General features: G+C 71.1%; 21 protein-coding genes. 11 read left to right on the top strand and 10 right to left on the bottom strand.

Translation table 11 applies throughout. From position 1 onward, the window contains the following. Window positions 1–8: 8 nt before the first annotated feature. The 4 genes from ACZ5PP_RS01480 to ACZ5PP_RS01465 are packed head-to-tail and all read left to right on the top strand — an operon-like array spanning window position 9 to window position 5,961. Complete coding sequence (locus ACZ5PP_RS01480) at window positions 9–1,292, top strand: hypothetical protein (RefSeq protein WP_004322463.1); 1,284 nt, start codon at window positions 9–11, stop codon at window positions 1,290–1,292. A gap of 33 nt (window positions 1,293–1,325) precedes the next feature. Continuing rightward, window positions 1,326–2,036 carry a hypothetical protein gene (locus tag ACZ5PP_RS01475; protein ID WP_004322461.1) on the top strand — a complete coding sequence of 237 codons (711 nt, stop codon included), beginning with the start codon at window positions 1,326–1,328 and terminating at the stop codon, window positions 2,034–2,036. Between the two features lie 4 nt (window positions 2,037–2,040). Next, window positions 2,041–3,147: a tRNA (uridine(54)-C5)-methyltransferase TrmA gene (gene trmA / locus ACZ5PP_RS01470; protein ID WP_004322460.1), complete on the top strand. Its 1,107-nt coding sequence runs from the start codon at window positions 2,041–2,043 to the stop codon at window positions 3,145–3,147. Window positions 3,148–3,168: 21 nt separating this feature from the next. Next, on the top strand, window positions 3,169–5,961 hold the full coding sequence (locus ACZ5PP_RS01465) for an AAA family ATPase (protein ID WP_464826622.1): 2,793 nt from the start codon (window positions 3,169–3,171) through the stop codon (window positions 5,959–5,961). 107 nt (window positions 5,962–6,068) lie between these two features. Here ACZ5PP_RS01465 and ACZ5PP_RS01460 read toward each other — a convergent pair whose 3' ends face one another. Continuing rightward, window positions 6,069–7,865, bottom strand: coding sequence for a methyl-accepting chemotaxis protein (locus ACZ5PP_RS01460; RefSeq protein WP_040829583.1), 1,797 nt, complete (start codon window positions 7,863–7,865; stop codon window positions 6,069–6,071). Window positions 7,866–8,188: 323 nt separating this feature from the next. Here ACZ5PP_RS01460 and lysS point away from each other — a divergent pair, with 323 nt between their 5' ends. The 5 genes from lysS to ACZ5PP_RS01435 all read left to right on the top strand — a co-directional run bounded on the left by lysS (window position 8,189) and on the right by ACZ5PP_RS01435 (window position 14,087). Next, window positions 8,189–9,730, top strand: coding sequence for a lysine--tRNA ligase (gene lysS / locus ACZ5PP_RS01455; protein WP_012585277.1), 1,542 nt, complete (start codon window positions 8,189–8,191; stop codon window positions 9,728–9,730). A 64-nt stretch (window positions 9,731–9,794) separates the two neighbouring features. Then, window positions 9,795–11,729, top strand: a complete 1,935-nt coding sequence (gene mnmC, locus ACZ5PP_RS01450) for a bifunctional tRNA (5-methylaminomethyl-2-thiouridine)(34)-methyltransferase MnmC2/FAD-dependent 5-carboxymethylaminomethyl-2-thiouridine(34) oxidoreductase MnmC1 (protein WP_012585276.1) — start codon at window positions 9,795–9,797, stop codon at window positions 11,727–11,729. Then, window positions 11,726–12,850: a PAS domain-containing sensor histidine kinase gene (locus ACZ5PP_RS01445; RefSeq protein WP_012585275.1), complete on the top strand. Its 1,125-nt coding sequence runs from the start codon at window positions 11,726–11,728 to the stop codon at window positions 12,848–12,850. Before mnmC ends, ACZ5PP_RS01445 begins: the two co-directional genes overlap by 4 nt. Then, window positions 12,847–13,509 carry a response regulator gene (locus tag ACZ5PP_RS01440; protein ID WP_012585274.1) on the top strand — a complete coding sequence of 221 codons (663 nt, stop codon included), beginning with the start codon at window positions 12,847–12,849 and terminating at the stop codon, window positions 13,507–13,509. Before ACZ5PP_RS01445 ends, ACZ5PP_RS01440 begins: the two co-directional genes overlap by 4 nt. A gap of 137 nt (window positions 13,510–13,646) precedes the next feature. After that, window positions 13,647–14,087, top strand: a complete 441-nt coding sequence (locus ACZ5PP_RS01435) for a phasin family protein (protein WP_012585273.1) — start codon at window positions 13,647–13,649, stop codon at window positions 14,085–14,087. A gap of 339 nt (window positions 14,088–14,426) precedes the next feature. On the opposite strand, the gene gltX is transcribed toward ACZ5PP_RS01435, so the two are convergent. The 4 genes from gltX to ACZ5PP_RS01415 form a co-directional block, all read right to left on the bottom strand. Further along, window positions 14,427–15,845, bottom strand: coding sequence for a glutamate--tRNA ligase (gene gltX / locus ACZ5PP_RS01430; RefSeq protein WP_374616595.1), 1,419 nt, complete (start codon window positions 15,843–15,845; stop codon window positions 14,427–14,429). Between the two features lie 115 nt (window positions 15,846–15,960). Continuing rightward, the gene (locus ACZ5PP_RS01425) at window positions 15,961–16,755 is read right to left on the bottom strand and encodes an ABC transporter ATP-binding protein (RefSeq protein ID WP_004323766.1); all 795 of its coding nucleotides are present in this window, start codon (window positions 16,753–16,755) and stop codon (window positions 15,961–15,963) included. Window positions 16,756–16,758: 3 nt separating this feature from the next. Then, on the bottom strand, window positions 16,759–17,649 hold the full coding sequence (locus ACZ5PP_RS01420) for an ABC transporter permease (protein WP_004323767.1): 891 nt from the start codon (window positions 17,647–17,649) through the stop codon (window positions 16,759–16,761). A gap of 98 nt (window positions 17,650–17,747) precedes the next feature. Beyond that, window positions 17,748–18,719, bottom strand: a complete 972-nt coding sequence (locus ACZ5PP_RS01415; protein WP_004323768.1) for an ABC transporter substrate-binding protein — start codon at window positions 18,717–18,719, stop codon at window positions 17,748–17,750. A 195-nt stretch (window positions 18,720–18,914) separates the two neighbouring features. On the opposite strand from ACZ5PP_RS01415, the gene ACZ5PP_RS01410 reads away from it, so the two are divergent. Further along, window positions 18,915–22,142 carry an error-prone DNA polymerase gene (locus ACZ5PP_RS01410; RefSeq protein WP_464826621.1) on the top strand — a complete coding sequence of 1,076 codons (3,228 nt, stop codon included), beginning with the start codon at window positions 18,915–18,917 and terminating at the stop codon, window positions 22,140–22,142. A 74-nt stretch (window positions 22,143–22,216) separates the two neighbouring features. Then, window positions 22,217–22,465, top strand: a complete 249-nt coding sequence (locus ACZ5PP_RS01405; RefSeq protein ID WP_004305331.1) for a hypothetical protein — start codon at window positions 22,217–22,219, stop codon at window positions 22,463–22,465. A gap of 86 nt (window positions 22,466–22,551) precedes the next feature. Here ACZ5PP_RS01405 and ACZ5PP_RS01400 read toward each other — a convergent pair whose 3' ends face one another. The 5 genes from ACZ5PP_RS01400 to ACZ5PP_RS01380 form a co-directional block, all read right to left on the bottom strand. Further along, complete coding sequence (locus ACZ5PP_RS01400) at window positions 22,552–23,163, bottom strand: acyl carrier protein phosphodiesterase (protein ID WP_004305332.1); 612 nt, start codon at window positions 23,161–23,163, stop codon at window positions 22,552–22,554. Next, window positions 23,160–24,341: an MFS transporter gene (locus tag ACZ5PP_RS01395; protein ID WP_004305335.1), complete on the bottom strand. Its 1,182-nt coding sequence runs from the start codon at window positions 24,339–24,341 to the stop codon at window positions 23,160–23,162. Before ACZ5PP_RS01395 ends, ACZ5PP_RS01400 begins: the two co-directional genes overlap by 4 nt. Window positions 24,342–24,716: 375 nt before the next feature. Beyond that, a complete protein-coding gene (locus ACZ5PP_RS01390; RefSeq protein ID WP_464826620.1) occupies window positions 24,717–25,205 on the bottom strand; it encodes a hypothetical protein in 489 nt (162 codons plus the stop codon). Window positions 25,206–25,377: 172 nt separating this feature from the next. Beyond that, the gene (locus tag ACZ5PP_RS01385; RefSeq protein WP_464826619.1) at window positions 25,378–26,325 is read right to left on the bottom strand and encodes a radical SAM protein; all 948 of its coding nucleotides are present in this window, start codon (window positions 26,323–26,325) and stop codon (window positions 25,378–25,380) included. After that, entirely contained in the window at window positions 26,322–26,840 is a 519-nt protein-coding gene (locus ACZ5PP_RS01380; protein WP_464826618.1) for a pyridoxamine 5'-phosphate oxidase family protein, read from the bottom strand. Before ACZ5PP_RS01380 ends, ACZ5PP_RS01385 begins: the two co-directional genes overlap by 4 nt. Window positions 26,841–26,890: the final 50 nt, after the last annotated feature.

Raw genomic sequence — 26,890 nt, 5'->3', positions numbered from 1 at the left:
TTGCAGGCTTGAACGACCCCTTCCTCTCCGACTTCCTCGCCGCGGGCGTGGACGCCGACGAAGTGCCCGAGCTCGCGGCGCTGGCTTCGGCGCGCCCGCTGCTCGACGCCTTCATCACGCTGTTCCGCGGCACCGAGACCGAGGTGCTGATGCGCCTGCTGGTGCTGCGCGAGATCGGCCGCGAAGCCGACGCGCCGCGCTGGGCGCCCGAGGCGCTGCGCGCACGCTTCAGCTATCTCGACCCGGTCAAGCTCGAGACGGTCCTGAAGCGCCTGCGCGAGAACGGCCTGCTCGCGATCGGCGAGGACGGCCACTACGCGCTCTCCGACCATGGCCGCAACGCGGTGGCGGCGATCGCGATGCTGCTGCGCTTCGGCGAGGAAGAAGACGCCGAGCTCGGCTTCCTCACCGCCCAGCTCGCCGGCCTGCAGGCAGTCGGCGGCATCACCGCCGAGTCGCTCGGCCATCTGCTGTCCAAGCTCAACGACCTCACCTGGCACTTCGAGGAGGCGATCGCCTCCGGCTCCGAGTTCCGCATCCTCGACGCCCGCCGCCGCCTGTCTGCCAACGGGCGCTGGCTCGAACGCGGCACCGAGCTCCTCGACAAGCTGCTCGCCGACCCCGAGGTCGACTTCGACATCGCCCGCATCGCGCAGCGCATCGGGCTGGCGCAGTCGCGCCTGGCGCGCGCCGACGCCTCCTTCCAGCGCGCGCTGAACAAGATCGAGGCGCAGCGCGTGACGCTGGGGGCCTCGGGCATCTCGTCCTCGGACGTCGCCGCCTGGCTGCGCGGGCTCGACGCCGCGGCGCTCGCCACGCTGGCGGCGGACGCCTGCGCGAGCGTGCCGGAGCTGCCGCTGCTCGCCGGCGGGCACGAGCTGCTCGACCGCGCCGAATCCTTGCTCGAGGGCGGCGGCAGCGCGGCCCCGGCCGACACCACCCTGCCCCCGGCCGACGACGCCGCGACCGGCCTCGCCCCACAGGCCGAAGACCTGCGCATGCTCGAACACTTCACCCATCGTCTCGGGGCCCTGCCCGCGCCGCAGCCCCTGCACCACGTGATTGCCGGCGGCGGTTTCGCCCCGGCGAGCTACCGCCTGTCGCTGCTCGCGCTGCTCGCCGACGGCGCGGAGACCGCTCCGGAGGGCGGCCTGGAGGATGGCCCGGTGAGCAGCTTCATGCGCCTGCCGGTGGAGGTCGAGTTCGGCGACACGCTGACCGCGGTCGGCGAGGACGAGATCGGCGCGATGACGCTCGGCGAGGTGCGCCCGCGCGCCACCACCGCGGCTTGAGCCCCGCCCCCGGCCCGAGCCCCCAGGATTTCCATGGAACACGAACTCAAGACCCTCACCGCGCGCCTGCTCGCCCAGCGCTGGCTGCCGCGCGGCGACAAGCTGGTGCGACGCGCGCTGGTGGATGAAACCTTCCGCCTCGAACTCGACCGGCGGCTGGCCGACGTCGGCCTGCGCCTGCTCGACAACCCCTACGCCGCCCACGTCGGCGTGGCGCTGCAGCCCGAACTCGCCGAACCGGTGTTCGGCGCCGGGCGCGAGTACGCGGCCAGCAACCTCGGCCTGACGCGCGACGAGGTCGCGCTGCTGGTGATCCTCTGGGCGCTGATCGTGCTGCCCAAGCGGCAGCGCCAGGTGACCCGGCGCGAGCTCGTCGACGACGGCCAGACCGATCTCTTCGGTGGCGACAAGCCGGTGGCGCATGGCGATGCCGTCTCGGGCACGCTCACCGAGGCCTCCCTGATCGCCGACTTCGGCCCACGCCTGGGAGGGCGCACCAAGGTGCGCAACTTCATGCTCGGCAAGCTCGCCCGCCTCGGCTTCATCGAGCGCCGCAACGGGCTCGTCACCGAGGGACCACTGCTCGACCTCGCGCTCGACTACCGCGTGATGGCCGACCGCATCATCCACGGCACCCTGGGCGAGATCCTCGAAGCCGCCGGCCACGCGCCGCCGGAGAGCAACGCCTTCGAACTCGCCGAGGTCCTGCCCGACGAAGCTGAAGCCCTCGACGAGGAAGACTGAGCCCATGCCCCTGCCCTGCATCGACCCCGCGCGCTACGACGACCAGCTCGCCGCCAAGCTCGCGCGCTACCGCAGCGACTGCGCCGAGTTCGACCTGCCCGAGCCGGCGGTCTTCCGCTCCGCGCCGCTGCACTACCGCCTGCGCGCCGAGTTCCGCCTGTGGCATCACGAGGGCCGCATCGACTACGCGATGTTCGACAGCGCGGACCCGAAGCAGCCCATCCTGCTCGAGACCTTCCCCGCGGCTGCAGAACCGATCGCCAAGCTGATGCCGCGCCTGCGCGACGCGCTCCAGGCCAGCGAGGCGCTGCGGCGCAAGATCTTCCAGGTCGACTTCCTCGCCACCCTGAGCGGCGAGTGCCTGGTCAGCCTGGTCTACCACCGTCCGCTCGACGCGGACTGGGAAACCGCCGCGCGCGCGCTCGCCGCCGCGCTCGACATCCAGGTGATCGGGCGCAGCCGCAAGCAGAAGATCGTGCTCGAGCGCGACTGGGTACAGGAGGTGCTCGAGGTCGACGGCCAGCGTCTGCGCTACCAGCAGTTCGAGGGCAGCTTCACCCAGCCCAACGGCGGCGTGAACCAGCACATGCTGGCCTGGGCGCGCGCGCAGGCGAAGGCCGTGGGCGCGCGTCCGCAAGGCCCGGGTGACCTGCTCGAACTCTACTGCGGCAACGGCAACTTCACCGTGGCGCTGGCGCCGCTGTTCGGCCGCGTGCTCGCGACCGAGATGAGCAAGACCTCGGTGCGCGCCGCGCACACCAACCTCGCCGACAACGGCGTCGCCAACGTCACCATGGTGCGCATGGCGAGCGAGGAGATCAGCGACGCCCTCGCCGGCGGGCGCGAATACCGCCGCATGCAGGGCGTGGACCTGGCCGGCTACCGCTTCTCCACGCTCTTCGTGGACCCGCCGCGCGCCGGCCTCGACGAAGGCACGATCGCGCTGGCGAAGGGCTTCGAGCACATCCTCTACATCTCCTGCAACCCGGAGACCCTGCGCGCCAACGTCGCCGCGCTGGCGACGACGCACCGCATCGCCGCGGCCGCGGCCTTCGACCAGTTCCCCTACACCCACCACCTCGAGTGCGGGCTGCTGCTGCAGCGGCGCTGAGCCTCACCGCGACCCCGGCCCATGTTCCACATCAAGACCCTCGAGCTCGTTCACTGGGACTTCTGGCGGCGCTTCACGCTGCCGCTGGATGCCCAGATCATCACCATCGTCGGCCCCAACGGCTCGGGCAAGACCACGCTGCTCGACGCCCTGCGCACGCTGTTCGCGCTGCGCTGCTCGGGCAAGCGCGATTTCCGCCGCTACGTGCGCCGCGCCGACCGCAGCTTCGCGTGGATCCGCGCGGTGGTCGCCAACCAGCCCGGCCACACCGGCAAGCGTCCCTTCTTCCCCTGCCTGGCCGACGAGGTCACGCTCGCCTGCCGCATCCGCAAGGCCGGCGGCGACTGGATCCGCGACTACACCATCGTCGACGGCAACCAGCCGATCGAGGCGCTGGAAGCCACCAACGACTGGACCGGCCTGCGCGACTACCAGCACCGCCTGGCCTGGGGCGGCCTCACCCCGGCGATCACCAAGGTGCTGGCGCTCGAGCAGGGCGACACCGACAAGCTGTGCGAGTACTCGCCCAAGGCCTTGCTCGAGCTCGTCTTCGACGTCTTCGGCGACAAGGAGGTCCTGGACAACTACCAGGCCGCGCGCGAGGAGCAGAAATCGGCCGAGCGCGAGCTCGGCGAGCTCGGCATCGACCTCGATCGCCTGAAGACCCAGGCCGAGGAGAAGAAGGCCGAGGCCAACCGCTTCCTGGAATGGAAACAGCTCGCCGACGAGATCCACGCGCTCGAGGCCGGGATCGTGCCGCGCCTGGAGATCGCCGAGCTCGAGCGCGCGCTCGCCGCCGAGCGCGAGACCTTGTTCCGCGTCGGCCACGAGCGCGCCGACAAGCTCGTCGAGCAGCGCGAATCGCGCCAGCGCCTGGAGATCGTGCGCGCCGAGCAGGAGTCCGTGCAGGCCGAGCGCAAGCGCCTGAAGGAGGACGACCGCGCCTCCGAACAGCGCTACCTCGCCGCCCACGACCGCGTGCGCGACCTCGAAAGGCTGCTCGAGGAGCGCGACATGCTGCGCGCCCAGCTCGCCAGCGAGCACGGCGCCGACGCCGTGGCGCTGGAGAAGGAGCACGAGGAGGCCGACGCCGCGCTCGCCGCGCTGCGCCGCAAGGAGCGCGAGCTCGTCGCCGCCTTCGAGGAGCGCAGCGAGACCCTGCGCGGCGAGCGTAACCGCGCCGGCGCGCCGGGGGACGCCGAGGTCGCACGCTTCCGCGTCCGGCTGAGCGCCGAGGGCATCGCCCACCGCAGCCTCGCCGAGGTGGTGGAGGTCACCGACGCCGCCTGGCAGGCCGCGCTCGAAGCCATCCTGCGCCCCTACCGACACCTCGTCCTGCTCGAACGCGAAGCCGACCGCCACGCCGCCTGGGCGCTCGGCGAGCGCGAGCGCTTCCGCCACTTCATCGTGGCCGAGCGCGAGAGCGCACCTCCGCCGCGCCCGATGAGCCTCGCCGAGGTGGTGGAATTCGGCGCGCCGGTGCCGCGCTGGCTAGCCGACCTGTTGAACCGCATCCGCCGCGTCGACGACGCCGAGGCCGCGCGCGATCTGCCGCGCGAGCAGGAGTGGATCACCCGCGACGGCTACCACCGCGAGCGCCGCGGCGCCCGCCACCTCGGCCGGCCGCAGGAGTTCCACTTCGGCGAACTCGCCCGCCAGGCGCGCATCGCCGCGCTGCAGGACGAGATCGGCGGGGTGGACAAGCAGCTCCAGGCCCTGCGCCCCAGGCTCGACGCCGCGAGCGCCCGCCTCACCACGCTGCGCCAGCGCCTGCTCGGCCTGCAGTCGGCACAGCTTCTCGCCGCCCGCGCCGAGGCCTACGCCAGCGCCGAGGCCGAGCTGCCCGCCGCGCGCAAGGCCCTCACCGAGGCGATCGCCGAACGCAGCGACACGCGCGGCGAGATCGACCGCCTCGCCGAGAAGGCGAACGGCATCCAGATCGAGCTCGACCGCCGCACCCGCGAACTCAAGGCGATCGACCTGCGCCTGGCCGACATCGCGCGCGAGCACGGCCCGCGCCGCCGCGCCCAGGCCGAGCGCATCCTCGCCCTGCGCCGGCGCCGGCGCGGCATGCCGGCGCACTGGCTGGACGCCGGCGAGCTGGCCCTGCTCGCCGAAAGATACGGCGACGCCCGCGGCGCCCGCCTGCAGCTCGACCGCCTGCGCCGCCACCTCGACGAGGGCGAGTGGATCACCGACCCCGCCGTGCTGGTGGTGCGCGACCGTCTCGGCGCCGACGTCGCCCTGCGCGAGCGCGACTACCTCAACCGCCAGGGCTACTGCACCACCGCGCGGCTGCACTCCGACAACGCCCGCGCCGCCTACATCGCCAAGCTGCGCGCCACCGTGCGCCAGTACGCGAAGAACCTGAAGGCGCTCGGCGAGCTCGCCAACGTCAGCGTCGACTGCCCCACCCCGCACCTGGAGAACGATGACCTCTCGCTCGCCCAGGCCGGGCTCGAGGTGCGCTTCGACTTCGACCGCAAGGGCGCGGTGGGCCTCAACGACGGCGAGGCCTCGGGCGGCCAGCAGGTCATGAAGTCGCTGATCCTGCTGATCGGCCTGCTGATGGACGAGTCCCGCCCCGGCGGCTTCGTCTTCATCGACGAGCCCTTCGCACATCTGGACGTCGCCAACATCGACCGCGTCGGCACCTTCCTGCGCGCCACCCGCGCGCAGTATCTGATCACCACGCCGGTGACCCACAACGCCAACGTCTTCGCGCCCGCCCAGCTCACGCTGGTCACGCGCAAGAAGCAGCCCGGCACCGACTGGGCGCCGCCGATCGGGGTGCTGCAGCGCGCGGTGGATTGAAGGACAAGGCCGTCGAGCACCCTGCGGCCGCGTTCGCGGCTTGCGCCGCTCCTGCAGGGGGCGCTGTTTCACGCAGGAGCGCCGCCAGGCGCGAACACGGCGCTCGTTCAGCGCTCCAGCAGGGCCTCGGCCGGCATGCCGACGCGCACGTTGCCCCAGTGGCGCCCGCCGATCACGATCGGCATGGCGAGGTCGCACAGCACCTCGCCGGTGTCGCGCAGGTAGGTCTGCAGCAGCATCGGCTCGGTGTTGCGCGCGGCGCGCAGCTCGGCGGGGTTCTCGAACTTGCGGCAGGTGCGGTTGCCGACCAGATCCTTGGCGGGATCGCCGGTCAGCGGCTGCGAGTAGCGGCTGTTGTGCGCGGAGAGGTAACCGTCGGTATTGACCGCAACCGCGAACACCGCGCCGCGCGCGCGTTCCAGGCTCTCGTCGAGGAGGCGCTGGCAGCGGCGGGTGAATTCCTCGCCCCAGGCCACGCGGAACTTGGGCGGGTTGCTGCCCGGCACGGGGCGGTAGGTGCGATCGAAGACGTCCACCCTCGCAGCCGCCATCTGCTCGAGTTCAGCCTGGACGCCGTCACGGAAACCGCGCGTTTCGTTGACCAGCAGGTCGAAGACCCCGGTGCCGATCTTGAAGCGCGACACCAGCTCCTGCACCGCCTCGGTCGACTTGGTGAGCGCGAGGGTGCGCTGCTCGCAGTTCTCCATGCGCCCGGCCACCTCGGCGGACAGACGGTGGATGTCGGTGACGTTGGCGTGCACATGGGCGTTGGTCTCGGTCAGCGAGGCCATGCCGGCGGCGATCTGCGAGAGCTGCCCGCCGGTGCGCTCGAACTCGCCCACCATGTGCTCGAACTGCGTGGCCGAGCGCGTCACCACGTCGCGCGTCTGCTCGACGTCGTCGTTGATCACGTCGTTCTCGGCGCGCGTGTCGCCCACCAGCTCGAGCATGCCGTTGATGTTGCCGACGATCTCCTGGGTGGCCTTGTTGACCCGCTCGGCGAGCTTGCGCACCTCGTCGGCGACGACCGCGAAGCCGCGCCCGGCCTCGCCTGCGCGTGCAGCCTCGATCGCAGCATTGAGCGCGAGCAGGTTGGTCTGGTCGGCGATCTCGCGAATCAGCGCGGCGATCTCCTTGACGCTCTCCGAGCGCTGCGAGAGCTCGTCCACCGTGTGGTTGAAGCGCTGCAGCTTCTCGCTCACCGCGAGGATCTTGGCGGCGACGTTCTGCACCTCGCCGAGCGACTCGCGCGCGATCTCGAGGTTGCGCAGGGTCGAGGCGTCGATCGCGCGTGCGCTCACCGACACCTCGCCGATCGCCTCGGTCGAGCGCGTGCTGGCCTCGAAAACGGTGTCGGTCATGTCGCCCTGGCGCTGCGCATCGCGCGCGGAGTTCTCCACGCCCAGCTTCACCTGCACCGCCTCGCGTGCGATGTTGACGCTCATCGAGCGCACCTTGCCGATGATCTCGCGCATCTTGCCGGCGAAACGGTTGTAGCTCGCCGCGAGCTCGCGCAGCTCGTCGTGCGTGGTGAGCGGGAGGTCGCGGGAGAAGTCGCCCTCGCCGCGCGCGATCTCGTCGAAGATGGCGGTGATGACGCGGATCGGGCGCACGACCAGGTGGCGCAGATAGAGGATCTGGCCGAGCAGCATCGCCAGCGCCAAGGCCGAGAGCGCAAGCATCGCGTAGAGGCCGGCGTCGAAGGTCGCGACCACCGACGAGAGGACCTCCGGCGCCACCGTACCCTTGGCAAGCGCCTTCTCCACGGCCTCGCGCCGGTCCTGCCAGATGACGAGATAGCCCAGGTTGATCGCCAACAACAGCAGGAAGCTGAAGAGTTTCTTGGTCAGCGAGTTCCAGAAGGTCTTCTCGATGCCTTCGTACATTTGCCGGAAGGTACTCATGGGGGTTCCGCGGGGAGGTTGAATCGACCTCTGTCTTATCGGTCCCCGCAATGGGGACTTTAGGATCGGGCCCGGGAGATCACCGACTCATGCTGCGGATGGACGCCGCCGCAGCCGATCGCGACTTGCGTCGCGCCTGCCGGAGACTCTCGAAACGGGGACGATCCTGGGGCGGGACCGCGGATTCGCGGACATCTCCAGAAGATTCCGTGGGTCCGGGGCGCGTTGCGCAATTGCCCCGCCTTGCCGGCCCTGCCACAATCACGCCTTTCGCACGCGGCCCGCTGCGGCGCATCCCCTTTCAGAGCTTCGACACCCAGATCATGTCCGACCAGACGCAGACCACGCCCCAGCCCCAGGACGAAAACCACCTCATCGCCGAGCGCCGCGAGAAACTCGCCGCCTGGCGCGCGAGCGGCGGTGCCTTCCCCAACGATTTCTCGCGCGAGAACACCGCCGGCAAGCTCGACGAGCTCTACGGCGACAAGGACGCCGAGGCGCTGGAAGCGACGCCGGTCGAGGTCAGGGTGGCCGGCCGCATCATGTTGAAGCGCATCATGGGCAAGGCGAGCTTCGTCACCATCCAGGACCTCTCCGGCCGCATCCAGCTCTACGTGCAGCGCGACGGCGTGGGCGAGGACGTCTATGCCCAGTTCAAGACCTGGGACATCGGCGACATCGTCGGCTGCGTGGGCACGGTGTTCAAGACCAAGACCGGCGAACTCACCGTCAAGGCCGCGGAGATCCGCCTGCTCACCAAGAGCCTGCGCCCGCTGCCCGACAAGTTCCACGGCCTCACCGACGTCGAGCAGAAGTACCGCCAGCGCTATGTCGACCTGATCATGAACGAGCAGTCGCGCTTCACCTTCGTGGCGCGCAGCCGCATGGTGCAGTCGATCCGCAACTACATGACCGGCCACGGCTTCCTCGAGGTCGAGACGCCGATGATGCACCCCATCCCGGGCGGTGCCGCGGCCAAGCCCTTCACCACCCACCACAACGCGCTCGACATGGAGCTCTTCCTGCGCATCGCGCCCGAGCTCTACCTCAAGCGCCTGGTGGTGGGCGGCCTGGAGAAGGTCTTCGAGGTCAACCGCAACTTCCGCAACGAAGGTCTCAGCCCGCGCCACAACCCCGAATTCACCATGATGGAGTTCTACGAGGCGTACGCGAACTACAAGACGCTGATGGACTTCACCGAGGGCCTGATCCGCCACGCCGCGCGCGAGGCGCTGGGCACCGAATCCTTCGTCTATCAGGGCCGCGAGCTCGACCTGTCGAAGCCCTTCCACCGCCTCACCATCGTGCAGGCGATCCGCAAGTACCACCCGGGCTTCACCGCGGAACAACTGGCCGACGCCGCGTGGCTGAAGGAAAAGATCGTCGCCTTCGGCGAGAAGGTCAAGCCGGGCGGCCTGGGCAGCCTGCAGCTGCAGCTCTTCGAAGCCTGCGCCGAGGCCGAGCTGTGGGAGCCGACCTTCATCATCGACTACCCGGTCGAGGTCTCGCCGCTGGCGCGCGCCTCGGACACCGACCCCGAGATCACCGAGCGCTTCGAGCTCTTCATCGTCGGCCGCGAGATCGCCAACGGCTTCTCCGAGCTCAACGACCCCGAGGACCAGGCCGCGCGCTTCCGCGCCCAGGTCGAGGCCAAGGAGGCCGGCGACGAAGAGGCCATGTATTACGACGCCGACTACATCCGCGCGCTCGAATACGGCCTGCCCCCGACCGGCGGCTGCGGCATCGGCATCGACCGCCTGGTGATGCTGCTCACCGACGCGCCGGCGATCCGCGACGTGATCCTGTTCCCGCAGATGCGTCCCGAGGCCGCTGCGGGCCTGGTCATCCCGGAACCCGAGCTCTGATCCCGGCGTCCGCCGCGCGGAGCGTCCCCACGCTCCGCGCCGGCGCCCTGTGCTTGCCCTCGCCATGCCGATCCATCCCGCCCGCCTCGAGCGCACGCCCGAGGGCGTGCTGTACTCGGGCGCCTTCGGCGACGTCTACCACTCGCGCGACAATGCGCTCGGCCAGGCGCACGCGGTCTTCATTGCGGGCAACGGCCTGCCGCAGCGCTGGCAGGGGCGTGAGCGCTTCACCATCGTCGAGACCGGCTTCGGCGCCGGACTGAACTTCCTTGCCACCTGGGCGGCGTGGCGCGAGGATGCCTGCCGCAGCGCCCGCCTGCACTTCGTCTCCTGCGAGCTGCACCCCTTCTGCCGCGAGGATCTCGCCCGCATCCACGCCGCCTGGCCCGAGCTCGCCACCTTTGCGGCCGAGCTGCGCGCGCAGTGGCCGGTGCTCGCGCCCGGGCTGCACCGACTGAACCTGGACGCGGGCCGCGTCACCCTGACGCTCTTCCTCGGCGATGCCGCCGACGGCCTCGCGCGCATCGACGCGCGCGCCGACGCGCTCTATCTCGACGGCTTCGCCCCGGCGAAGAATCCCGCGCTGTGGTCCGAGCGCGTCTTCCATCTGCTCGCCGGCCTCGCTGCCCCGGACGCGACGCTCGCCACCTGGTCGGTCGCCGGCCAGGTGCGCGAAGGCCTGCGCCGCGCCGGCTTCACGACCGAAAAGGCGCCCGGCTTCGGCACCAAGTGGCAGATGCTGCGCGGCCGCCTCGCACGCGAGGCCCGCCCGCTCGCTGTACCGGAGGCCGCGACCAGCGGTCGCCACGCGCTGGTGCTCGGTGCCGGCATTGCCGGCTGCACCGTGGCCGAGCGCCTCGCCGGGCGCGGGTGGACGGTGGAGCTGATCGACCGTGCCCCTGCGCCGGCCACGGGCGCCTCGGGCAACCTCGCCGGCGTGCTGCGCCCGCTGCCCAGCCTGGACGACAACCGCATGAGCCGGCTCACCCGCGCCGGCAGCCTGTACGCCTGGCGGCGCATTCATCAGCTGCGCGCGCGCGGCCTGGCGCTGCGCGCCGACGACTGCGGCGTGCTGCACCTGGGGCGCGACGCTGCACAGGAAGTCAAGATGCGCGCGGTGGTCGAACGCCTCGCGCTGCCGCCAGAACACTTGCGCTTCGTCGGCGTCGACGAGGCGGCGGAAATCGCCGGCTGCGCGGTCGCCAACGGCGGCTGGTGGTTCGCCGGCAGCGGCTGGGTGCAGCCGCCCAGCCTGTGTGCGGCCAGCCTGGAGGCGGCGGGCGGGCGCCTGCGTGGGCACTTCGGCCACACCGTGGCGCGGCTCGGGTACGACGGCGGCGCCTGGCACGCGCACGGGCCCGACGGCAGCACGATCGCGAGCGCCCCCGTGGCGATCCTCGCGCCCGGCACCGGCATCGCCGACTTCGAGCAGGCCAGCCTGCCGGTGGTGAGCGCGCGCGGCCAGGTCTCCCATCTGCCCGCGGTCGCGGGCAGCGCGCCGCGGGTGGTGGTGTGCCGCGGTGGCTACGTGAGCCCGGCGGTGGACGGCCTGCGCTGCGCCGGCGCCACCTTCGCGGTGGACGACCCCGACCCCGGCCTGCGCCCGCAGGACCATGCCGAGAACCTGCAGCGCCTGGAAGCCATGATTCCCGGCTTCGGCGCCGGCCTGGGCGCGGGCTTCGACCCCGATCGGCTCGATGGCCGGGTGGGGTTCCGGCCTGCCTCACCCGACCGCCTGCCGATGGTCGGGGCCCTCCCGCTGCCCGACCGGCCTCCCGCCTCGGCCGCCCGCGGCCTCGACGAGCTGCCGCGCCGGCCCGGGCTGTACGCGCTCTCGGGCTACGGCGCGCGCGGCCTGGTGTGGTCGGTGCTCGCCGCCGAGCTGCTCGCCAGCGCGCTCGAAGGCGACCCCGCCCCGCTCGAGCGCGACCTGGTCGAGGCGATCGATCCGGCGCGCTTCGTGCTGCGCCCGCTTGCCAGGACGGCGGTGCGCGAATGAGGTCGCCCCGGCTCGAAGCCTTGCGCAGCGCGCTCGAGAAGGCGGAGTTCCGCCTCGCCGCCACCCAGGACCTCGCCCGTGTCGGCGACTGGGAGCTCGACCGCCACACCGGGCGGATGTACTGGTCGCGCGAACTCTTCCGCCTCTTCGAGCGCCCGGAAGCGCTCGGCGTGCCCGACCTCAACGAGGCGCTCGGCTACTTCAGCCTGGAGTCGACGAATCGCACCCGCGACCTGTTCTGGGAGGCGATCGACAGCGGCCGACGCTGCGCCCTGGAGCAGGAGGTCCTGCTGCCCTCGGGCGAGGAGCGTCGCCATTTCACCGTGATCGTGCCGGTCGCCGACGAGACCGGGCGCGTGTTCCGCCTGTACGGTACGGTGCAGGACATCACCGAACGCCGGCGCCTGGAGGCCGAGCGCCTGGAGCATCTGGAACGCCTCGAAGAGCTCTCCCGCCACCTGGTCGAGATCGAGGAGCGCGAGCGCCGCGAACTCGCCAGCGCGCTGCACGACCGCGCCAGCCCCAACCTCGCCGCGCTGCAGATCCTGTTCTCCAGCCTGGCCGACGCCCTCCCCGAATCCGCCCGCGATGAGCTCGCCCCGCTGCTGGAGGACGCCTCGGCCCTGCTCGCCGACACCACCGCCGGCATCCGCGAGATCTGCACCAACCTGCGCCCGGCCACGCTCGACTACGCCGGCCTGGTACCCGCACTGCGCGAATACGTCGCCCAGTTCCGCGCCCGCACCGGGCTGGACGTGCGCGTCGACGCTGCGTCCGGCAGCCCCCCGTGCGCCCTCTCCCGCGCGACGCAGACGCTCTGCTTCCGCCTCGTGCAGGAGGCGCTCACCAACTGCGCCAAGCACGCTCGCGCCGGCAGCGTGCGCATCGGGCTCGGCGGCTGCGCCGGCGGGGTCCTGCTGCAGATCGGCGACGACGGCGTCGGCTTCGACCTCTCCCGTCTCGGCGAAGCGGGCAGCACCCCGGGGCTGGGCCTGATCACGATGCGCGAGCGCGTCGAGCTCGCCGGCGGGGACTTCCGACTGTATACCCGCCCCGGCGACGGCACCGTCATCGAGGTACGGCTGCCCGCCGAGCTCCACCCCGCGGAAACGAACCGATGAGCCTGCGCATCCTGCTTGCCGACGACCACCAGATGTTCCGCCACGCGCTGCGGGCGCTGCTCGCCCGCGACCCGGAGCTCGAAGTGGTCGCCGAGGCGGCGAGTGGCGAGGAGGTGCTCGCGATCGCCGATGCCCAGCCGGTCGACCTCGTGTGCATGGACATCGCCATGCCGGGCATGGACGGCATCGAGGCCACCCGCCGCCTGCTCGCCCGCCATCCGGCGCTGCGCGTGATCGGCCTTTCGGCCTTCGCCGACCGCCAGTTCGTGACCGACCTGCTCGCCGCCGGCGCGCGCGGCTACATCACCAAGGGCGAAGCCGGCGACGAGCTGCTGCGCGCGATCCGCACCGTGTGCGAGGGGCGCAGCTACCTGTGCCCCGAGGTCGCGGCGACGGTCGCGGATGCACTGCGCGACAGCCCCGGGGTGTACGCCGCCGCACCCCGGCTCACCGCGCGCGAGCGCCAGGTGCTGCAGCTGATCGCCGAAGGCCTGACCTCGGTGCAGATCGGCGATCGCCTGCACATCGCCGCCTCCACGGTCGAGGTGCACCGCCGCAACCTGATGCGCAAGCTCGACCTGCACAACGTTGCCGAACTCACCCGCTACGCGATCCACAGCGGCATCAGCCCGAGCGCGAGCCCGGGCGGCGCGGCTTGAACGCCTCCGCCCGCATCCGCGACTACCCTGAAACCGGTAGTCCAAACACTGCGAACGCTGTATATGCCCGAAACGGGGGGCCGCTTAACATCACAGGCTGAGAGATCCACCCGGCATCCTTTAGCGGAGACTTCGCCATGAACACCCATCCGGCCTTCCAGCAGTTCGCCCACTCGACCCGCAACGGCTTCGAGCAGTTCCAGGCCTATGCCCTGATCGCGCTCGACGCCTCCGAGAAGCTGTGCGCGCTCAACTTCGGCGCCGCGCGCGCGCTGTGCGAGGCCGCCTCGGCCGCGCCGATCGCCCAACCGGGCAGCGACCTGGAGGCCGGCTTCGCGAAGCAGCGCGAGACCCAGGGTCAGGTGCTCGAGCAACTGGGGAACTACCTGCAGCAGGTGAACGAGGTGGTGTCGGGCGCGCAAAACGAGCTGCTCGAACTCGGCAGCCGCCACTTCGAAGACTTCCAGGCCTCGATGCAGTCGATGCTGGAACAGGCGCGCAAGCTGGGCGGCGTCGAGGTCGTCCAGTCCGAAGCCGCCGAAGAGCCGCGCAGCCGCGCCATCCGCAAGGCCGCCTGAGCCCCCTGCACCGCCATCCCGACCGCCGCACTCGCGGCGGTTTGTTTTTGCGGGAGCAGCGCACGGACACGCGCCCGCGCCCGCTTTCACCGCTGCAATCGCGACTGGCGTCGCTCCTACGCACACCGCTGGGGTCACGCCTACGCAGCCCGCTGCCCTAGCGGACGCGCCTGTGGGAGCGACGCAAGTCGCGATTCGCGCCCGCAGTCCCCGCCGACACCCGTCGCAGCCGCGCCGACATGATCGCGACTTGCGTCGCTCCCACACGTCGTTCCAAGGGGGCGTGTAGGAGCGACGCAAGTCGCGATACGGCGCACGAACTCGCGCCTGCGGCTGCGTTCAGAGGCGGCGGTCGAGGCGCTCGAGCACGCGCCCGCGGCCGAGCACCTCCAGCACGGCGTCGATCGCCGGGGTCTGGGGCACGCCGAGCACCGCCACGCGCAGGGGAATCGCAACCTGCGGCATCTTCAGGCCATGCTCGGCCATGGTGTCCTTGATCGCCTGGCTCAGCGCGGCCCTGTTCCACTCGGCTGCGGCCAGGCGGCCACGCAGGCTGGCGAGGGCGGCCTTGGCGACGTCGGTCAGGTGCTGGCCGACCACCTCCGGTGCCGGATGCACGTCGGCGACGAACAACTCCGCGGCATCCGCCAGTTCGTTGAGTTTGGCGACGCGGTCCTTGTACAGCGCCACCACCGCCTCCAGGCTCGGCCCCGTCTCGGGGTTCACCTCGCGGCGCGCGAGGCGGCTGGCGACCTCGGCGGCCAGGAAGGCGTCGTCCGCCTTCTTGATGTACTGCGCGTTGAGCCAATTGAGCTTCTCGGTGTTGAACTGCGCGGCCGAGGGCGTGATGTGGTCGAGGTCGAACCATTCGACGAACTGCCGACGATCGAAGATTTCATCGTCACCGTGGCTCCAGCCCAGGCGCGCCAGGTAGTTGATCACCGCCTCCGGCAGATAGCCTTCCTCGTCGTACTGCATCACGCTGACCGCGCCGTGGCGCTTGGAGAGCTTGGTGCCGTCGTCGCCGAGGATCATCGACAGGTGGGCATAGAGCGGCACCTCGGCGCCGAGCGCCTGCAGCACGTTGATCTGGCGCGGGGTGTTGTTCACATGATCGTCACCGCGGATGACGTGGGTGATGCCCATGTCCCAGTCGTCCACCACCACGCAGAAGTTGTAGGTCGGCGTGCCGTCGGCGCGCGCGATGATGAAGTCGTCCATCTCGGCGTTGGCGATCTCGATGCGACCCTTGACGAGGTCGTCCCAGCTCACCACGCCTTCGGCCGGATTGCGGAAGCGCACCACCGGCTGCACGCCCGCGGGCGGCTGCGGCAGTACCTTGCCCGCCTCGGGACGCCAGCGCCCGTCGTAGCGCGGCTTCTCGCCCCGCTCGCGCTGCGCCTCGCGGAGGCGATCGAGTTCTTCGGGCGACAGGTAGCAGTGGTAGGCGGTGCCGGCCGCCAGCATCTGGCCGATGACCTCCTTGTACCGGTCCATGCGCTGCATCTGGTAGAACGGGCCTTCGTCATGTTCCAGGCCCAGCCACTGCATGCCGTCGAGGATGGCCTGCACCGCCGCGGGCGTGGAGCGCGCGACGTCGGTGTCCTCGATGCGCAGGATGAAGGTGCCGCCATGGCGGCGCGCGAAGGCCCACGAGAACAGCGCGGTACGCGCGCCGCCGATGTGGAGGTAGCCGGTGGGGCTGGGGGCGAAGCGGGTACGCACGGGGGTACGGACGGGGCGGGAAGCGGAGGTCATCGTTGCTTTCGGTCGTGTTTCGTTTGAATTCGGGGATCAGGCGGGTCGCTTGGCCAGCCGGTGCGCGGAAGAGGCCCCGCCCCAGGCTCTTGGCCCCGAGACTCGACCCGGGGAATCAGCCCAGCAGCAGCGCGTCGTCGTCGATCTTCTCGCCGCGCACCTTCTCGAACATGTCGAGCAGGTGATGCACGTCGAGGCCCTCGCGTTCCTTGCCGGAGACGTCGAGCACGACGCGGCCCTGGTGCAGCATCACGGTGCGCTGGCCGACGTCGAGCGCCTGGCGCATCGAGTGCGTGACCATCATCGTGGTGAGCTTGTGCTCGGCGACGATGCGCACGGTCAGTTCCAGCACGAAGGCCGCGGTGCGCGGATCGAGCGCGGCGGTGTGCTCGTCGAGCAGCAGCAGGCGCGAGGGCTGCAGCGCCGCCATCAAGAGGCTCACCGCCTGGCGCTGGCCGCCGGAGAGCAGGCCGATACGGTCCGAGAGGCGATTCTCCAGGCCGAGACCCAGCGTGGCGATCTGCGCGCGGAACTCCTCGCGCAGCGCCGGCTTGACCGCGAACGAAAAACCCCGGCGCTCACCGCGCATCTTGGCGAGCGCCATGTTTTCCTCGATGGTGAGATCCTCGCAGGTGCCGGCGAGCGGGTCCTGGAACACCCGCGCGACGTGGCGCGCACGCCCCCACACCGGCTGGCGGGTCATGTCGATGCCGTCGATCTCGATCGTGCCGCTGTCGACCTTCTGCTCGCCGGAGACGGCATTCAGGAAGGTCGACTTGCCGGCGCCGTTGGAGCCGATCACGGTGACGAACTGCCCGGTCGGGATCTCGAGCGACATGCCGCGCAGGGCCTGGGTCTCGATCGGCGTGCCAGGGTTGAAGGTGAGACGAAGGTCGGTTGCTTTCAACATATTTCAGCTCACCCTTTTTCCGGACCAGTGCGCGCGCAGGCGCGGCACCACCAGCGCGACCGTCACCAGCACCGCGGTGACGAGGTTGAGGTCCTGCGCCTGCAGGCCGATGAAGTCGGAATTGAGCGCGAGCGCGATGAAGAAGCGATACACGATGGCGCCAACGATCACCGCGATCGTCGCCAGGTAGAGCTTGCGCGAGGGCAGCAGGCTCTCGCCCACGATCACCGCCGCGAGACCGATGACGATCGTTCCCACGCCCATCGAGATGTCGGCGCCGCCCTGGGTCTGCGCGAACAGCGCCCCGGCCAGGCCCACCAAGGCGTTCGACAGGGCCATGCCGGCCAGGATCGCCATGCCGGTGTTGACGCCCTGCGCACGCGCCATGCGCGCGTTCGAGCCCGTCGCGCGGATCGCCAGGCCACTCTGGGTGGCGAAGAAACCGTCGAGCGCGAGCTTGACCGCCAGCACCACGAAGACGAGCAGCAAGGGCCGGAACACGTAGTCGGCGAGCGCCTCGGGCTGCAGCAGGTTGAACACGGTGGGTTCGGTGATCAGCGGCACGTTGGGCTTGCCCATGATGCGCAGGTTGATCGAGTACAGGGCGATCATCATCAGGATGCTGGCGAGCAGGTCCATGATCTTGAGGCTGACGTTGAGCCAGCCGGTGATCAGCCCGGCGATCGCGCCGGCAAGCGTCGCCGCGATGGTCGCGGTGAAGGGGTCGTGGCCGGCGGCGATCATGGTCGCGGCGACGGCGCCACCGAGCGGGAAGCTGCCATCCACGGTGAGGTCGGGAAAGCGCAGCAGCCGGAAGGAGATGTACACGCCGAGGGCGACGAGGCTGAAGATCAGGCCGATCTCCAGCGCCCCGAGCAAGGTGTAGAGCGACATTGGGGGATTACCGTTGGTGAGGATCGAGCGGAACGCGCGCCGGGACGCGTCCCCCGCGGCCGGGCATCGACGGCCGCGCGGGGATGCGGGCGACCCGCTTACTGGACGACCTTGGCAGCCGACTTGACGAGGTCTTCCGCCAGGGTGATGCCCTGCTTCTGCGCCGCAGCCGGGTTCACCTGCAGCGACAGCTTGTTGCTGGTCTCGGATGCGATCGCACCGGGCTTCTCGCCCTTAAGGATGCGAACCACGATCTCGCCGGTCTGCACGCCGAGGGCCTTGTAGTCCATGCCGTAGGCCGCGACCGCACCGCGCGCCACGCTGTCGGTGTCGGCGGCCACGAGCGGGATCTTGGCGTCCATGCCCACCTTGACCAGGGCCTCGTAGGCCGACACGACGTTGTTGTCGGTGCTGGTGTAGAACACGTCGGCCTTGCCGATCAGGCTGCGCGCCGCCGAGCCGACGTCCACCGAGCGCGGCGCCGCGGCTTCGACCAGGCTCAGGCCGTGCTTGGGCAGCAGCTCGCGCAGCTGCTCGACCACGACCACCGAGTTGGCCTCGCCCGGGTTGTAGACGATGCCGACGCGCTTGGCGGCGGGCACGACGCGCTTGATCAGCTCGACCTGCTTGCCGAGCTCGAGGGCATCCGACACCCCGGTGACGTTGGTGCCCGAGGGCTGCATCGAGGGCACCAGCTTGGCCACCACCGGATCGGTCACCGCCGAAAACACCAGCGGGATGTCCTTGGTCGCGGCCGCGACGGCCTGCGCCGAGGGGGTGGCGATCGCGACGATCACGTCGGCCTTGTCGCCGACGAACTTGCGTGCGATCTGCGCCGCGGTGCCGGTGTTGCCCTGGGCGCTCTGATACTGCCACTTCAGGTTCTTGCCGTCCTCGTAGCCTGCCGCGGCCAGCGCCTCCTTGACCCCGTCGCGCACCGAATCGAGCGCGGGATGCTCGACGATCGCGGTGATGGCGACCGACTTCTGCTGTGCGTACGCCGGCATCGCCGTCGCGAACGCGAGCGCCAGCGCGCCGAACAGGACCTTGCGGGACAGGGGGAAGGACATGGAGGTCTCCTTGGCAGCCTTGCGGCCGGGAATTCTTCGAAAAAGGTACCAGGCCGGCATCTTGGCCAGCACGGTGTTGCAAAGGACGCGAGTTTAACAGCAGGTCCGGATTGCGCGATTGCGGTGGACCCGCAATCGCCGTGGAGGACACTCGCCCGACTTGCCTGATGAACTGTATTTTTCTACAGTCAACGCATGCTTCCCGCCTACGCCGAACTCCACTGCCTGAGCAACTTCAGCTTCCAGCGCGGCGCCTCGCACCCCGAGGAGCTCGTCGCGCAGGCGGCAGCCTTCGGCTACAGCGCGATCGCCCTCACCGACGAATGCTCCTTCGCCGGCGTGGTGCGCGCCCACCGCGCGCTGCAGGCCCTGCCCGAAGCCGGCCGGCCGCGCCTGATCGTCGGCTGCGAGCTGCGCCTCGCCGACGGGCCCTGCCTCGTCCTGCTCGCCGCCGATCGCGCCGGCTACGGCCGGCTCTCGCGCCTGCTCACCCAGGCCAGGCGGAGCGCCGACAAGGGCCGCTACCACCTCACGCGCGCGATGCTCGACGCCACCCGCGCAGACGAGGCGGCCGCCGAAGCCCTGCCCGGCTGCCTGGCGCTGCTGATCCCACCCGAGGAATTCCCGCCGCCGGGTGCCGCCGGCGACGCGGCCGTCGCCCTGCGCAGCGAAGCGCGCTGGCTGGCGAAGCGCTTCCCCGGACGCTCCTGGATCGCCCACACCCCGCGCCTGGACGGACGCGATCCCGCCCGCCTGCACTGGATCCTGCGCATCGCCCAGGCCACCGGCGTCCCTGCGGTCGCTGCCGGCGGCGCACTGATGCACGAGGCCGCGCGGCGCCCGCTCGCCGACGTGATGAGCGCGCTGCGCCTGCACTGCAGCGTGGCCGAGGCCGGCCTGGCGCTCGCGCCCAATGCCGAGCTGCGCCTGCACGAGCGCGCGACCCTCGCCCGCCGCCATCCTCCCGAGCTGCTCGCCGAGACCGTGGCGGTGGCGGCGCGCTGCCGCTTCGACCTCGACGAGCTGCGCTACGAGTACCCCGCCGAGCTCGTCCCCGCGGACGAGACCCCGACGCGCTGGCTGCGCCGGCTGGTCGAGGGCGGGCTGGCCTGGCGCTACGGCAAGGCCGGCAAGGAGCGCCGCGCAGCCGCGCCTGCCACGATCGCGGCCGCACCGCCGCCGGCCGAAGACCCCGCCCCGCCCACGGTGCGCGCGCAGATCGAGCACGAGCTCGCGCTCATCGCCGAGCTCGGCTACGAGCCCTACTTCCTCACCGTGCACGACATCGTGCGCTTCGCCCGCGAGCGCGGCATCCTGTGCCAGGGCCGCGGCTCGGCGGCCAACTCGGTGGTGTGCTGGGCACTGGGCATCACCGAGGTCGATCCGCAGCTGGGCATCATGCTGGTCGAGCGCTTCATCTCGCGAGAGCGCGACGAGCCGCCCGACATCGACGTCGACTTCGAGCACGAGCGCCGCGAGGAGGTCATCCAGTACCTCTACCGCAAGTACGGCCGCGAACGCGCCGCGCTCGCCGCCACCGTGATCCGCTACCGCGCACGCAGCGCGCTGCGCGACGTCGGCCGCGCGCTCGGCCTCGACGAGACGCAGATCGAGCGCCTCACCCGCGAGCACCACTGGTTCGACGGCCGCCACATCCTGCCCGAGCGCCTCGCGGAGGCCGGGCTCGACCCCGCCAGCCCGGTCACGCAAAGGCTGGTCGCACTCACCGAGGAACTCATCGGCTTTCCGCGCCACCTCTCCCAGCACGTCGGCGGCTTCGTCATCGCGCGCGGCCGGCTCGACGAGCTGGTGCCGGTGGAGAACGCCGCCATGTCCGATCGCACCGTGATCCAGTGGGACAAGGACGACCTCGACGCGGTCGGCCTGATGAAGATCGACGTGCTCGCGCTCGGCATGCTGTCGGCGCTGCGTCGCGGCCTCGCCCTGGTGTCGGCATGGCGCGGCGAGGCGCTGACGCTGGCGACCATCCCGCGCGAACGAAAGGAGGTCTACGAAATGCTGTCGCGCGCCGATTCGGTCGGCGTGTTCCAGGTCGAGTCGCGCGCGCAGATGACCATGCTGCCGCGCCTGAGGCCGCAACGCTTCTACGACCTGGTGGTGGAAGTCGCGATCGTGCGCCCCGGCCCGATCCAGGGCGGCATGGTCCATCCCTACCTGCAGGCGCGCGAGCGTGCGGCGCGCGGCGAGGATCCGTTGGACGGCCTGCGCGAAGAGATCCGCGGTGTGCTGGCGCGCACGCTGGGCGTGCCGATCTTCCAGGAGCAGGTGATGCAGCTCGCGGTGGTCGCGGCCGACTTTACCGGCGGCGAGGCCGACCAGCTGCGCCGCGCGATGGGTGCCTGGCGGCGCAAGGGCGAGCTCGAGCGCTACCGCCAGAAGCTGCTCGACGGGCTGGCGAACAACGGCTACGACCCCGACTTCGCCCAGCGCCTGTGCCAGCAGATCGAGGGCTTCGGCAGCTACGGCTTTCCCGAATCCCACGCCGCCAGCTTCGCGCTGCTGGTGTATGCCTCGGCCTGGCTCAAGTGCTTCGCGCCCGCGGCCTTCCTCGCCGCGCTGCTGAACAGCCAGCCGATGGGCTTCTACGCGCCCGCGCAGCTGATCCAGGACGCCCGCCGCCATGGGGTGGAGGTGCGCGCGGCGGACGTCGGCGCCAGCGCGTGGGACTGCATGCTGGAGGCCGCCGACAGCGCGCAGCCCGCGGTGCGCCTCGGCCTGCGCATGATCCGCGGCCTCGGCCGCGAGGCCGCCACGCGCATCGCCGCCGCGCGTGGCGAACACGCCTTCGCCGACACCCAGGACCTCGCCGCGCGCGCGCGGCTCGACACCGGCGAGCTGCGCACCCTCGCCGCCGGCGGTGCCCTCGCCAGCCTCGCCGGCCATCGCCGCCAGGCCCTGTGGCAGGCGAGCGGCGCCGCGCCCCTGCCCGGCCTGCTCGCCGAAGCCCCTGGCGGCGACGTCGCCGCCACGCTGGACGCCCCCGCCGAGGCCGAAGACCTGCTCGCCGACTACGCCCGCCTCGGCTTCACCCTCGGTCGCCACCCGCTCGCCTTCGTGCGCGAGCAGCTCGCCCGCCTGCGCTTTCTCACCGCCGCCGACATCACCGCCGCGCCCGACCGCATGCTCGCCCGCGGCGCCGGCCTGGTCACCTGCCGCCAGCGCCCCGGCACCGCGAAGGGCACGCTCTTCCTCACCCTGGAAGACGAGACCGGACTCACCAACGTGATCGTCCGCCCCGAGCTCTTCGAACAGCAGCGCCGCATCCTGCTCGGGGCGCGCCTGATGGGCGTGTTCGGCCAGATCCGCCGCCAGGGCCGGGTCGTGCATTTGGTGGCGAGCCGGGTGGTCGACCACTCGCCCCTGCTCGGCAGCCTCGCCGCGCGCAGCCGGGATTTTCACTGACGGCCCGTACGCGCCTCCTACCCGCCGGTGCTATCCTTTCCCCCGTTGCGATTCCGGTTCGAGGAGCCTCTTCCATGAACGCGCACAAGATCGACGACCCCTTCGGATTCCGCGAACACCCGGGCGTGTACGACACCGGCACGGGAGCGATCAAGACCGTCGAAGCCAACCGCGGCATCCCCGGCATCGAGCGCGTCGTCATCCGCAGCTATTGCGGGCGCACGCAGGACAACCGGGTTTTCTATCGCCTCAGCACCGACCGCAGCCGCGAGTTCGCCACCCTGGCAGAGGCCTTCGCCGCGCGCCCGGTGCACCTGACCTGAGGCGGCGCGACACCACCCGGCCCAGTTCGCGTGGTGACGTGGCTTCGCCCCACCTCGCTCGCAGCACTTCGCTCACGCCGCGTCGTTCAAGCCGGCCCGGCGCCCTCCGCGCGCTCGCGCCCGTCCCGCCACTCCGCCACGAAGCGCCGGGCATCCGGCACCCAGTCGGCGAAATCCTGCGCGAAGCCCGCCGGGTCGGCCACGAACTCCACCTCCGCGCCCGCGAGCGGGTTGGGCTGGCGCGCCCGCCGGCCCATGCGCGCGAGCACGTCGGCGATGCCCTCCAGCCCGGCGTAGCTGCCCAGCCAGTCCTCGCGCGCCATCCGCTCCAGCGCAAGGTGGGCCGACGCGGGCAGGTCCGCCCGGCGCGCCGCGAGCTGCCGGTACACCCCGGCGCAATAGGACGCCAGCGCCCCTTCCCCATGCTCCGCCCAGTCGCGCGCCAGCAGATGGTCCCAGAAGATGTCGACCAGCACCCCGGCGTAGCGCCGCCGCGCCGCCGACACGCGGGCGCGGCTGGCGCGGAAGGCCGGGTGGGTCTCGGCGAAGGCGTCGATCGCGCGGTGCAGCGCCACCCCGCGTGCGAGGTCGGCGGGCAGCGCGCCCGGGAGTGTCCCCTTGATCCAGTCCCCGAAGACCCCGCCCACCACCAGCGCGGGCGACTCTCCGGCGAGCCAGGCGTGGGCGAGGAAGTTCATGCGCCCTGCCCGTCCGCCGCACGCCGCCGCAGCAGCGCAAGCCACCCCAGCGCCGCGGCGGTGAGCGCGAGCGGCGCGATCGAGCCCACGTTGAGCAGATTCCAGCCCTGCGTCGTCACCAGCGCGCCCGAGGCGAAAGAAGTAAACGCCATCACCGCGAACACCACGAAATTGATCGCCGCCTGCGCCTTGTCCTTCTCCTCCGGCCGGTAGGCTTCCATCGACAGCGTGGTCGCGCCGGTGAACAGGAAGTTCCAGCCCACGCCGAGCAGGAAGAGCGCGAGCAGGAACTGGTGCAGGTCCTGGCCCGAGAGCGCCACCGCCACGCAGGCGAAGTTCAGCACCACGCCCACGCCCATGATGCGCAGCACGCCGAAGCGCTTGATCAGGTGGCCGGTGAAGAAGCCGGGCGCGAACATGCCGATCACGTGCCACTCCAGCACCAGCGCCGCGTCCGAGAAGGGCATGCCGCACACGTCCATCGCCAGCGGCGTGGCCGCCATCAGCAGGTTCATCACGCCGTAGCTCATCGCCGCGGCCAGCACGGACACGATGAACACCGGCTGGCGCAGGATCTCGCCCAGCGGCCGTCCGCCGTCGGCACCCGCCTTCTTCACCGGCTGCGGCGGAAACCGGATTCCGGCCATCACCGCCATCGACACCAGCGCCACCACCGCGAGCGCGAGATAGGAGCCGAGGAAGGGCACGGCCATCGCCTCGCGCGTGTGGTTGGCGAGGTTGGGACCGATCACCGCACCGATGAGGCCGCCTGCCAGCACCAGCGACACCGCCTTCTCGCGGAAGGACGACGGCGCCAGCTCGCCGGCGGCGAAACGGTAGAGCTGGCCGTTGGCGCTGTAGTAGCCGGCGACCACCGTGCCCGCCACGAGCAGCCAGAAGCTGCCGAGCGACAGCGCGAAGGCGCACAGCAGCGCGGTCAGGAAGGCCACCAGCAGGCCGAGCTGAAAGGAGACCTGCCGCCCCCAGCGCCGCTGGCTGCGCGCCACCAGCCCGGTCGACAACGCCCCGCCCACCACGTAGCCCATCACCGGCAGCGTCGCCATCCAGCCCACCGGCGCCAGGCTGAAGCCCACCAGGCCGTTGATGGCGATGAACACCACGTTGTTGGTCAGGAACAGGCCCTGCGCGATCGCGAGCAGCCAGAGATTCTTCTTCATCGTTGAATGCTTATGTACACGAGAGGCTGAACTCTACTCGTTCTGTCCGAGCCACGCCTCCGCAAGCGCGCAAGCCAAGCGGTGGCTCGGCGCGGAGGCGGCCGTGGCGTTGCCAGTCGGCGCCATGCAGATCCGTCCGCGATGATCGCGACTTGCATCGCGCCTACACGGGAGCCCTCGCGCATCTCGCGCATGCGGCGGCTGCGATTTTCGTGGGAGCGACGCAAGTCGCGATCGGCCGCCCCCCGCTCCCGGCTCGAAGCCGACGGCCAGGGCGGTTTCGACAGGATCGCGCACGATCGCGCCCTCGGGGGCCAGCCTGGCGTGCCCCGGCTTGCAGGGCGGCAGCTCGAGGACTTGGGCGCAGACCGCGCCTCAACGCGCGGGAACGTCTCCTCCGGGCGCGGCGCCGCCGCCAGATCCCATGCCCGCTCCGGATCCCATCCCCGCTCCGGATCCCATGCGTCCTCCCGGACCCATCCCCCCTCCGAGCCCCATACCCGCTCCGGGTCCCCGTCCTCCGCCCGGCCCCATGCCACCGCCCGCCCCCATCCCGGCTCCCGCCCCCATGCCACCGCCCGCCCCCATGCCGCCGCGCATCGGCGGCTCGTCGGGGAGGGTGACGCCGCGCTCGCGTGCACGCTCGACCATCTGCTTGTGATGCTCGAGTCGCAGCTGCTCGCGCTCCTCGGGCGTACCCGCAGCACGCATGCGCTCGCGGTGTTCCACGCGCTCCTGCTCGGTCATGATCTGGGCGCCGAAGACGGGCGCCTCCTCCCCCGGCGCCACGACGGGTTGCTGGGCGAAGGTCAGCCCTGCGCACAGGACACCCATTGCCGTTGCCATCAGCGTACGCGTCTTCATGGTCATCTCCTTTACGACGTTGGACATTGCTCGCCGGCCCTCCCGGAGGGCATGGCAGCTCTCAGGCTCGTCCGCGTCAAATGTAGTCTTCCCGCGGGGGGCGTGTGTACCGCAGTGTATCGCCGTCCCGGCAGCCGCCACACCACTGCCACGACGCCCGCCCGCCAGACCTTCATCCCTCCCGCAGGCGCGCCCGGGCAAACCCGACCCCTGCCCGCAGCAGCTCGCGGGGACCATAGCGATGGCGCATGTTGCAGCCCTCGCACAAGGCCGGGAGCGCCGCCATGCCCTCGCGGCGCCGCAACACCGCAGCCACCGGATCGGCGGCGACATGGCCGATCGGGTGGCGGTGCGCGACATCGTTGTAGCAGTAGAGATAGTCACCGCCCGCGGCGACGAAGAGGTCGACATTGCGCGGAATGCAGCCGAAGCGGTTGCGCCGCCACTGGCGGAAGATCTCGGCCGCGCTCGGCACGAAGTCGAGTTCCTGCGAGCGCAGCCCGTGCTGGCGGATCATCCGCCGCAGCTCCGCGCTCGCCAGGCGATGGGCCTCGAGCTTGCCGCCGCGGTTGTAGAGCGTGGGCGACATGGTCAGCCGCTCGATCCCATGTGCGCGCAACCACGCGATGGTGTCGCCCAGCGCGGGCAGGCAGTCGGGCATCGGGGTGAGGCTGATCGCAAGCCGGGTGCGGCGCAGGACGCGGCTCGCCGCCAGCAGGTTGTCCATCACGCGGCGCTGGTCGAGATTGACGTGGACGCGGGCATAGACGTCCGGGTCGATGCTGGAGAACGACACCATCAGCAGGTCGATCGCACCGTCGAGGTGGCGCAGGCGCTCGACGTCGAGCAGGTGACCGTTGCTGACCATGTCGAAGCGCACCGGGTGCGGGCGCAGCTCGTCGATGAACTCGAAGAAACGGGGATGCGTGGTCGGCTCACCGTAACCGGCCAGCACGACCCGGAAGATTTCGTCCGGCGCCAGGCGATCGAGCACCTGCCGCCAGGTCGCCATGCTCATCGACTGCGGGCGGTCGATGGCCTCGCGCGGACACATCGCGCACGCGGCGTTGCACTTGCTGGTCCACTCGACATTGGCGGCGATGCGGTAGGGAATCTTCATGCAGCGCCCCGCGCGTCGGCAGTGGGGGGGTGCAGTGTGGGGACGTGGCGGGCGCAGTTGGGCACGACCTGCTCGACGTCCACCACCACGGCGCGGTCCTGCCCGGGGAAGAGCCTGGCCGCCGCCTCGCCCTCGAGCAGCGTCGCCCGTCCATTGACGCGCAGGCGGGCGCCGTCGCCGAAGTCGATGAACAGGCAGCCGACCTGCGGATTCTGCCGCAGGTTGCCCAGGCTCATGAGCGCGCCGTTGCCGTCGAAATCCGGGAACGCCAAGCGGCGCGCATCGAGGATGCGCACCAGGCCGGGGCCGCCCCCCTTGAAGGAACAGTCGCAACGCCCCGTGGCGTCGCTGGTGGCGAGGAAGAAGAACGGGGCCGCCGCGAGGCGGGGCTGCACCCAGTCCGGGAGGTGATCCCACAGCAGCCGCTCCCGGCGCGCCGCATCCCACAGCGATGCGGTGCCCCAGCGCTGCTGCAGGGCGCGCTCGCCGGCATGGAAATCTTCATTCGATGGCATCTTCCCGTCCCCGCTCGCAGGTTCACGCCGGGCGCTCGGCAACGGCCGGA

It is taken from the genome of Thauera sp. DNT-1, assembly GCF_055393985.1.
The sequence above is the reverse complement of the archived record's forward strand: the minus strand, read 5'-3'. Positions and strand labels throughout refer to the sequence as shown.

Coding starts and splice junctions, on each gene's coding strand:
- ACZ5PP_RS01465 (WP_464826622.1), top strand. CDS start 3,169: ATGTTCCACATCAAGACCCTCGAGCTCGTTCACTGGGACTTCTGGCGG.
- ACZ5PP_RS01405 (WP_004305331.1), top strand. CDS start 22,217: ATGAACGCGCACAAGATCGACGACCCCTTCGGATTCCGCGAACACCCG.
- ACZ5PP_RS01380 (WP_464826618.1), bottom strand. CDS start 26,840: ATGCCATCGAATGAAGATTTCCATGCCGGCGAGCGCGCCCTGCAGCAG.
- ACZ5PP_RS01400 (WP_004305332.1), bottom strand. CDS start 23,163: ATGAACTTCCTCGCCCACGCCTGGCTCGCCGGAGAGTCGCCCGCGCTG.
- ACZ5PP_RS01395 (WP_004305335.1), bottom strand. CDS start 24,341: ATGAAGAAGAATCTCTGGCTGCTCGCGATCGCGCAGGGCCTGTTCCTG.
- ACZ5PP_RS01415 (WP_004323768.1), bottom strand. CDS start 18,719: ATGTCCTTCCCCCTGTCCCGCAAGGTCCTGTTCGGCGCGCTGGCGCTC.
- gltX (WP_374616595.1), bottom strand. CDS start 15,845: ATGACCTCCGCTTCCCGCCCCGTCCGTACCCCCGTGCGTACCCGCTTC.
- ACZ5PP_RS01460 (WP_040829583.1), bottom strand. CDS start 7,865: ATGAGTACCTTCCGGCAAATGTACGAAGGCATCGAGAAGACCTTCTGG.
- mnmC (WP_012585276.1), top strand. CDS start 9,795: ATGCCGATCCATCCCGCCCGCCTCGAGCGCACGCCCGAGGGCGTGCTG.
- ACZ5PP_RS01385 (WP_464826619.1), bottom strand. CDS start 26,325: ATGAAGATTCCCTACCGCATCGCCGCCAATGTCGAGTGGACCAGCAAG.
- ACZ5PP_RS01410 (WP_464826621.1), top strand. CDS start 18,915: ATGCTTCCCGCCTACGCCGAACTCCACTGCCTGAGCAACTTCAGCTTC.
- ACZ5PP_RS01420 (WP_004323767.1), bottom strand. CDS start 17,649: ATGTCGCTCTACACCTTGCTCGGGGCGCTGGAGATCGGCCTGATCTTC.
- ACZ5PP_RS01475 (WP_004322461.1), top strand. CDS start 1,326: ATGGAACACGAACTCAAGACCCTCACCGCGCGCCTGCTCGCCCAGCGC.
- trmA (WP_004322460.1), top strand. CDS start 2,041: ATGCCCCTGCCCTGCATCGACCCCGCGCGCTACGACGACCAGCTCGCC.
- ACZ5PP_RS01445 (WP_012585275.1), top strand. CDS start 11,726: ATGAGGTCGCCCCGGCTCGAAGCCTTGCGCAGCGCGCTCGAGAAGGCG.
- ACZ5PP_RS01440 (WP_012585274.1), top strand. CDS start 12,847: ATGAGCCTGCGCATCCTGCTTGCCGACGACCACCAGATGTTCCGCCAC.
- lysS (WP_012585277.1), top strand. CDS start 8,189: ATGTCCGACCAGACGCAGACCACGCCCCAGCCCCAGGACGAAAACCAC.
- ACZ5PP_RS01425 (WP_004323766.1), bottom strand. CDS start 16,755: ATGTTGAAAGCAACCGACCTTCGTCTCACCTTCAACCCTGGCACGCCG.
- ACZ5PP_RS01390 (WP_464826620.1), bottom strand. CDS start 25,205: ATGAAGACGCGTACGCTGATGGCAACGGCAATGGGTGTCCTGTGCGCA.
- ACZ5PP_RS01435 (WP_012585273.1), top strand. CDS start 13,647: ATGAACACCCATCCGGCCTTCCAGCAGTTCGCCCACTCGACCCGCAAC.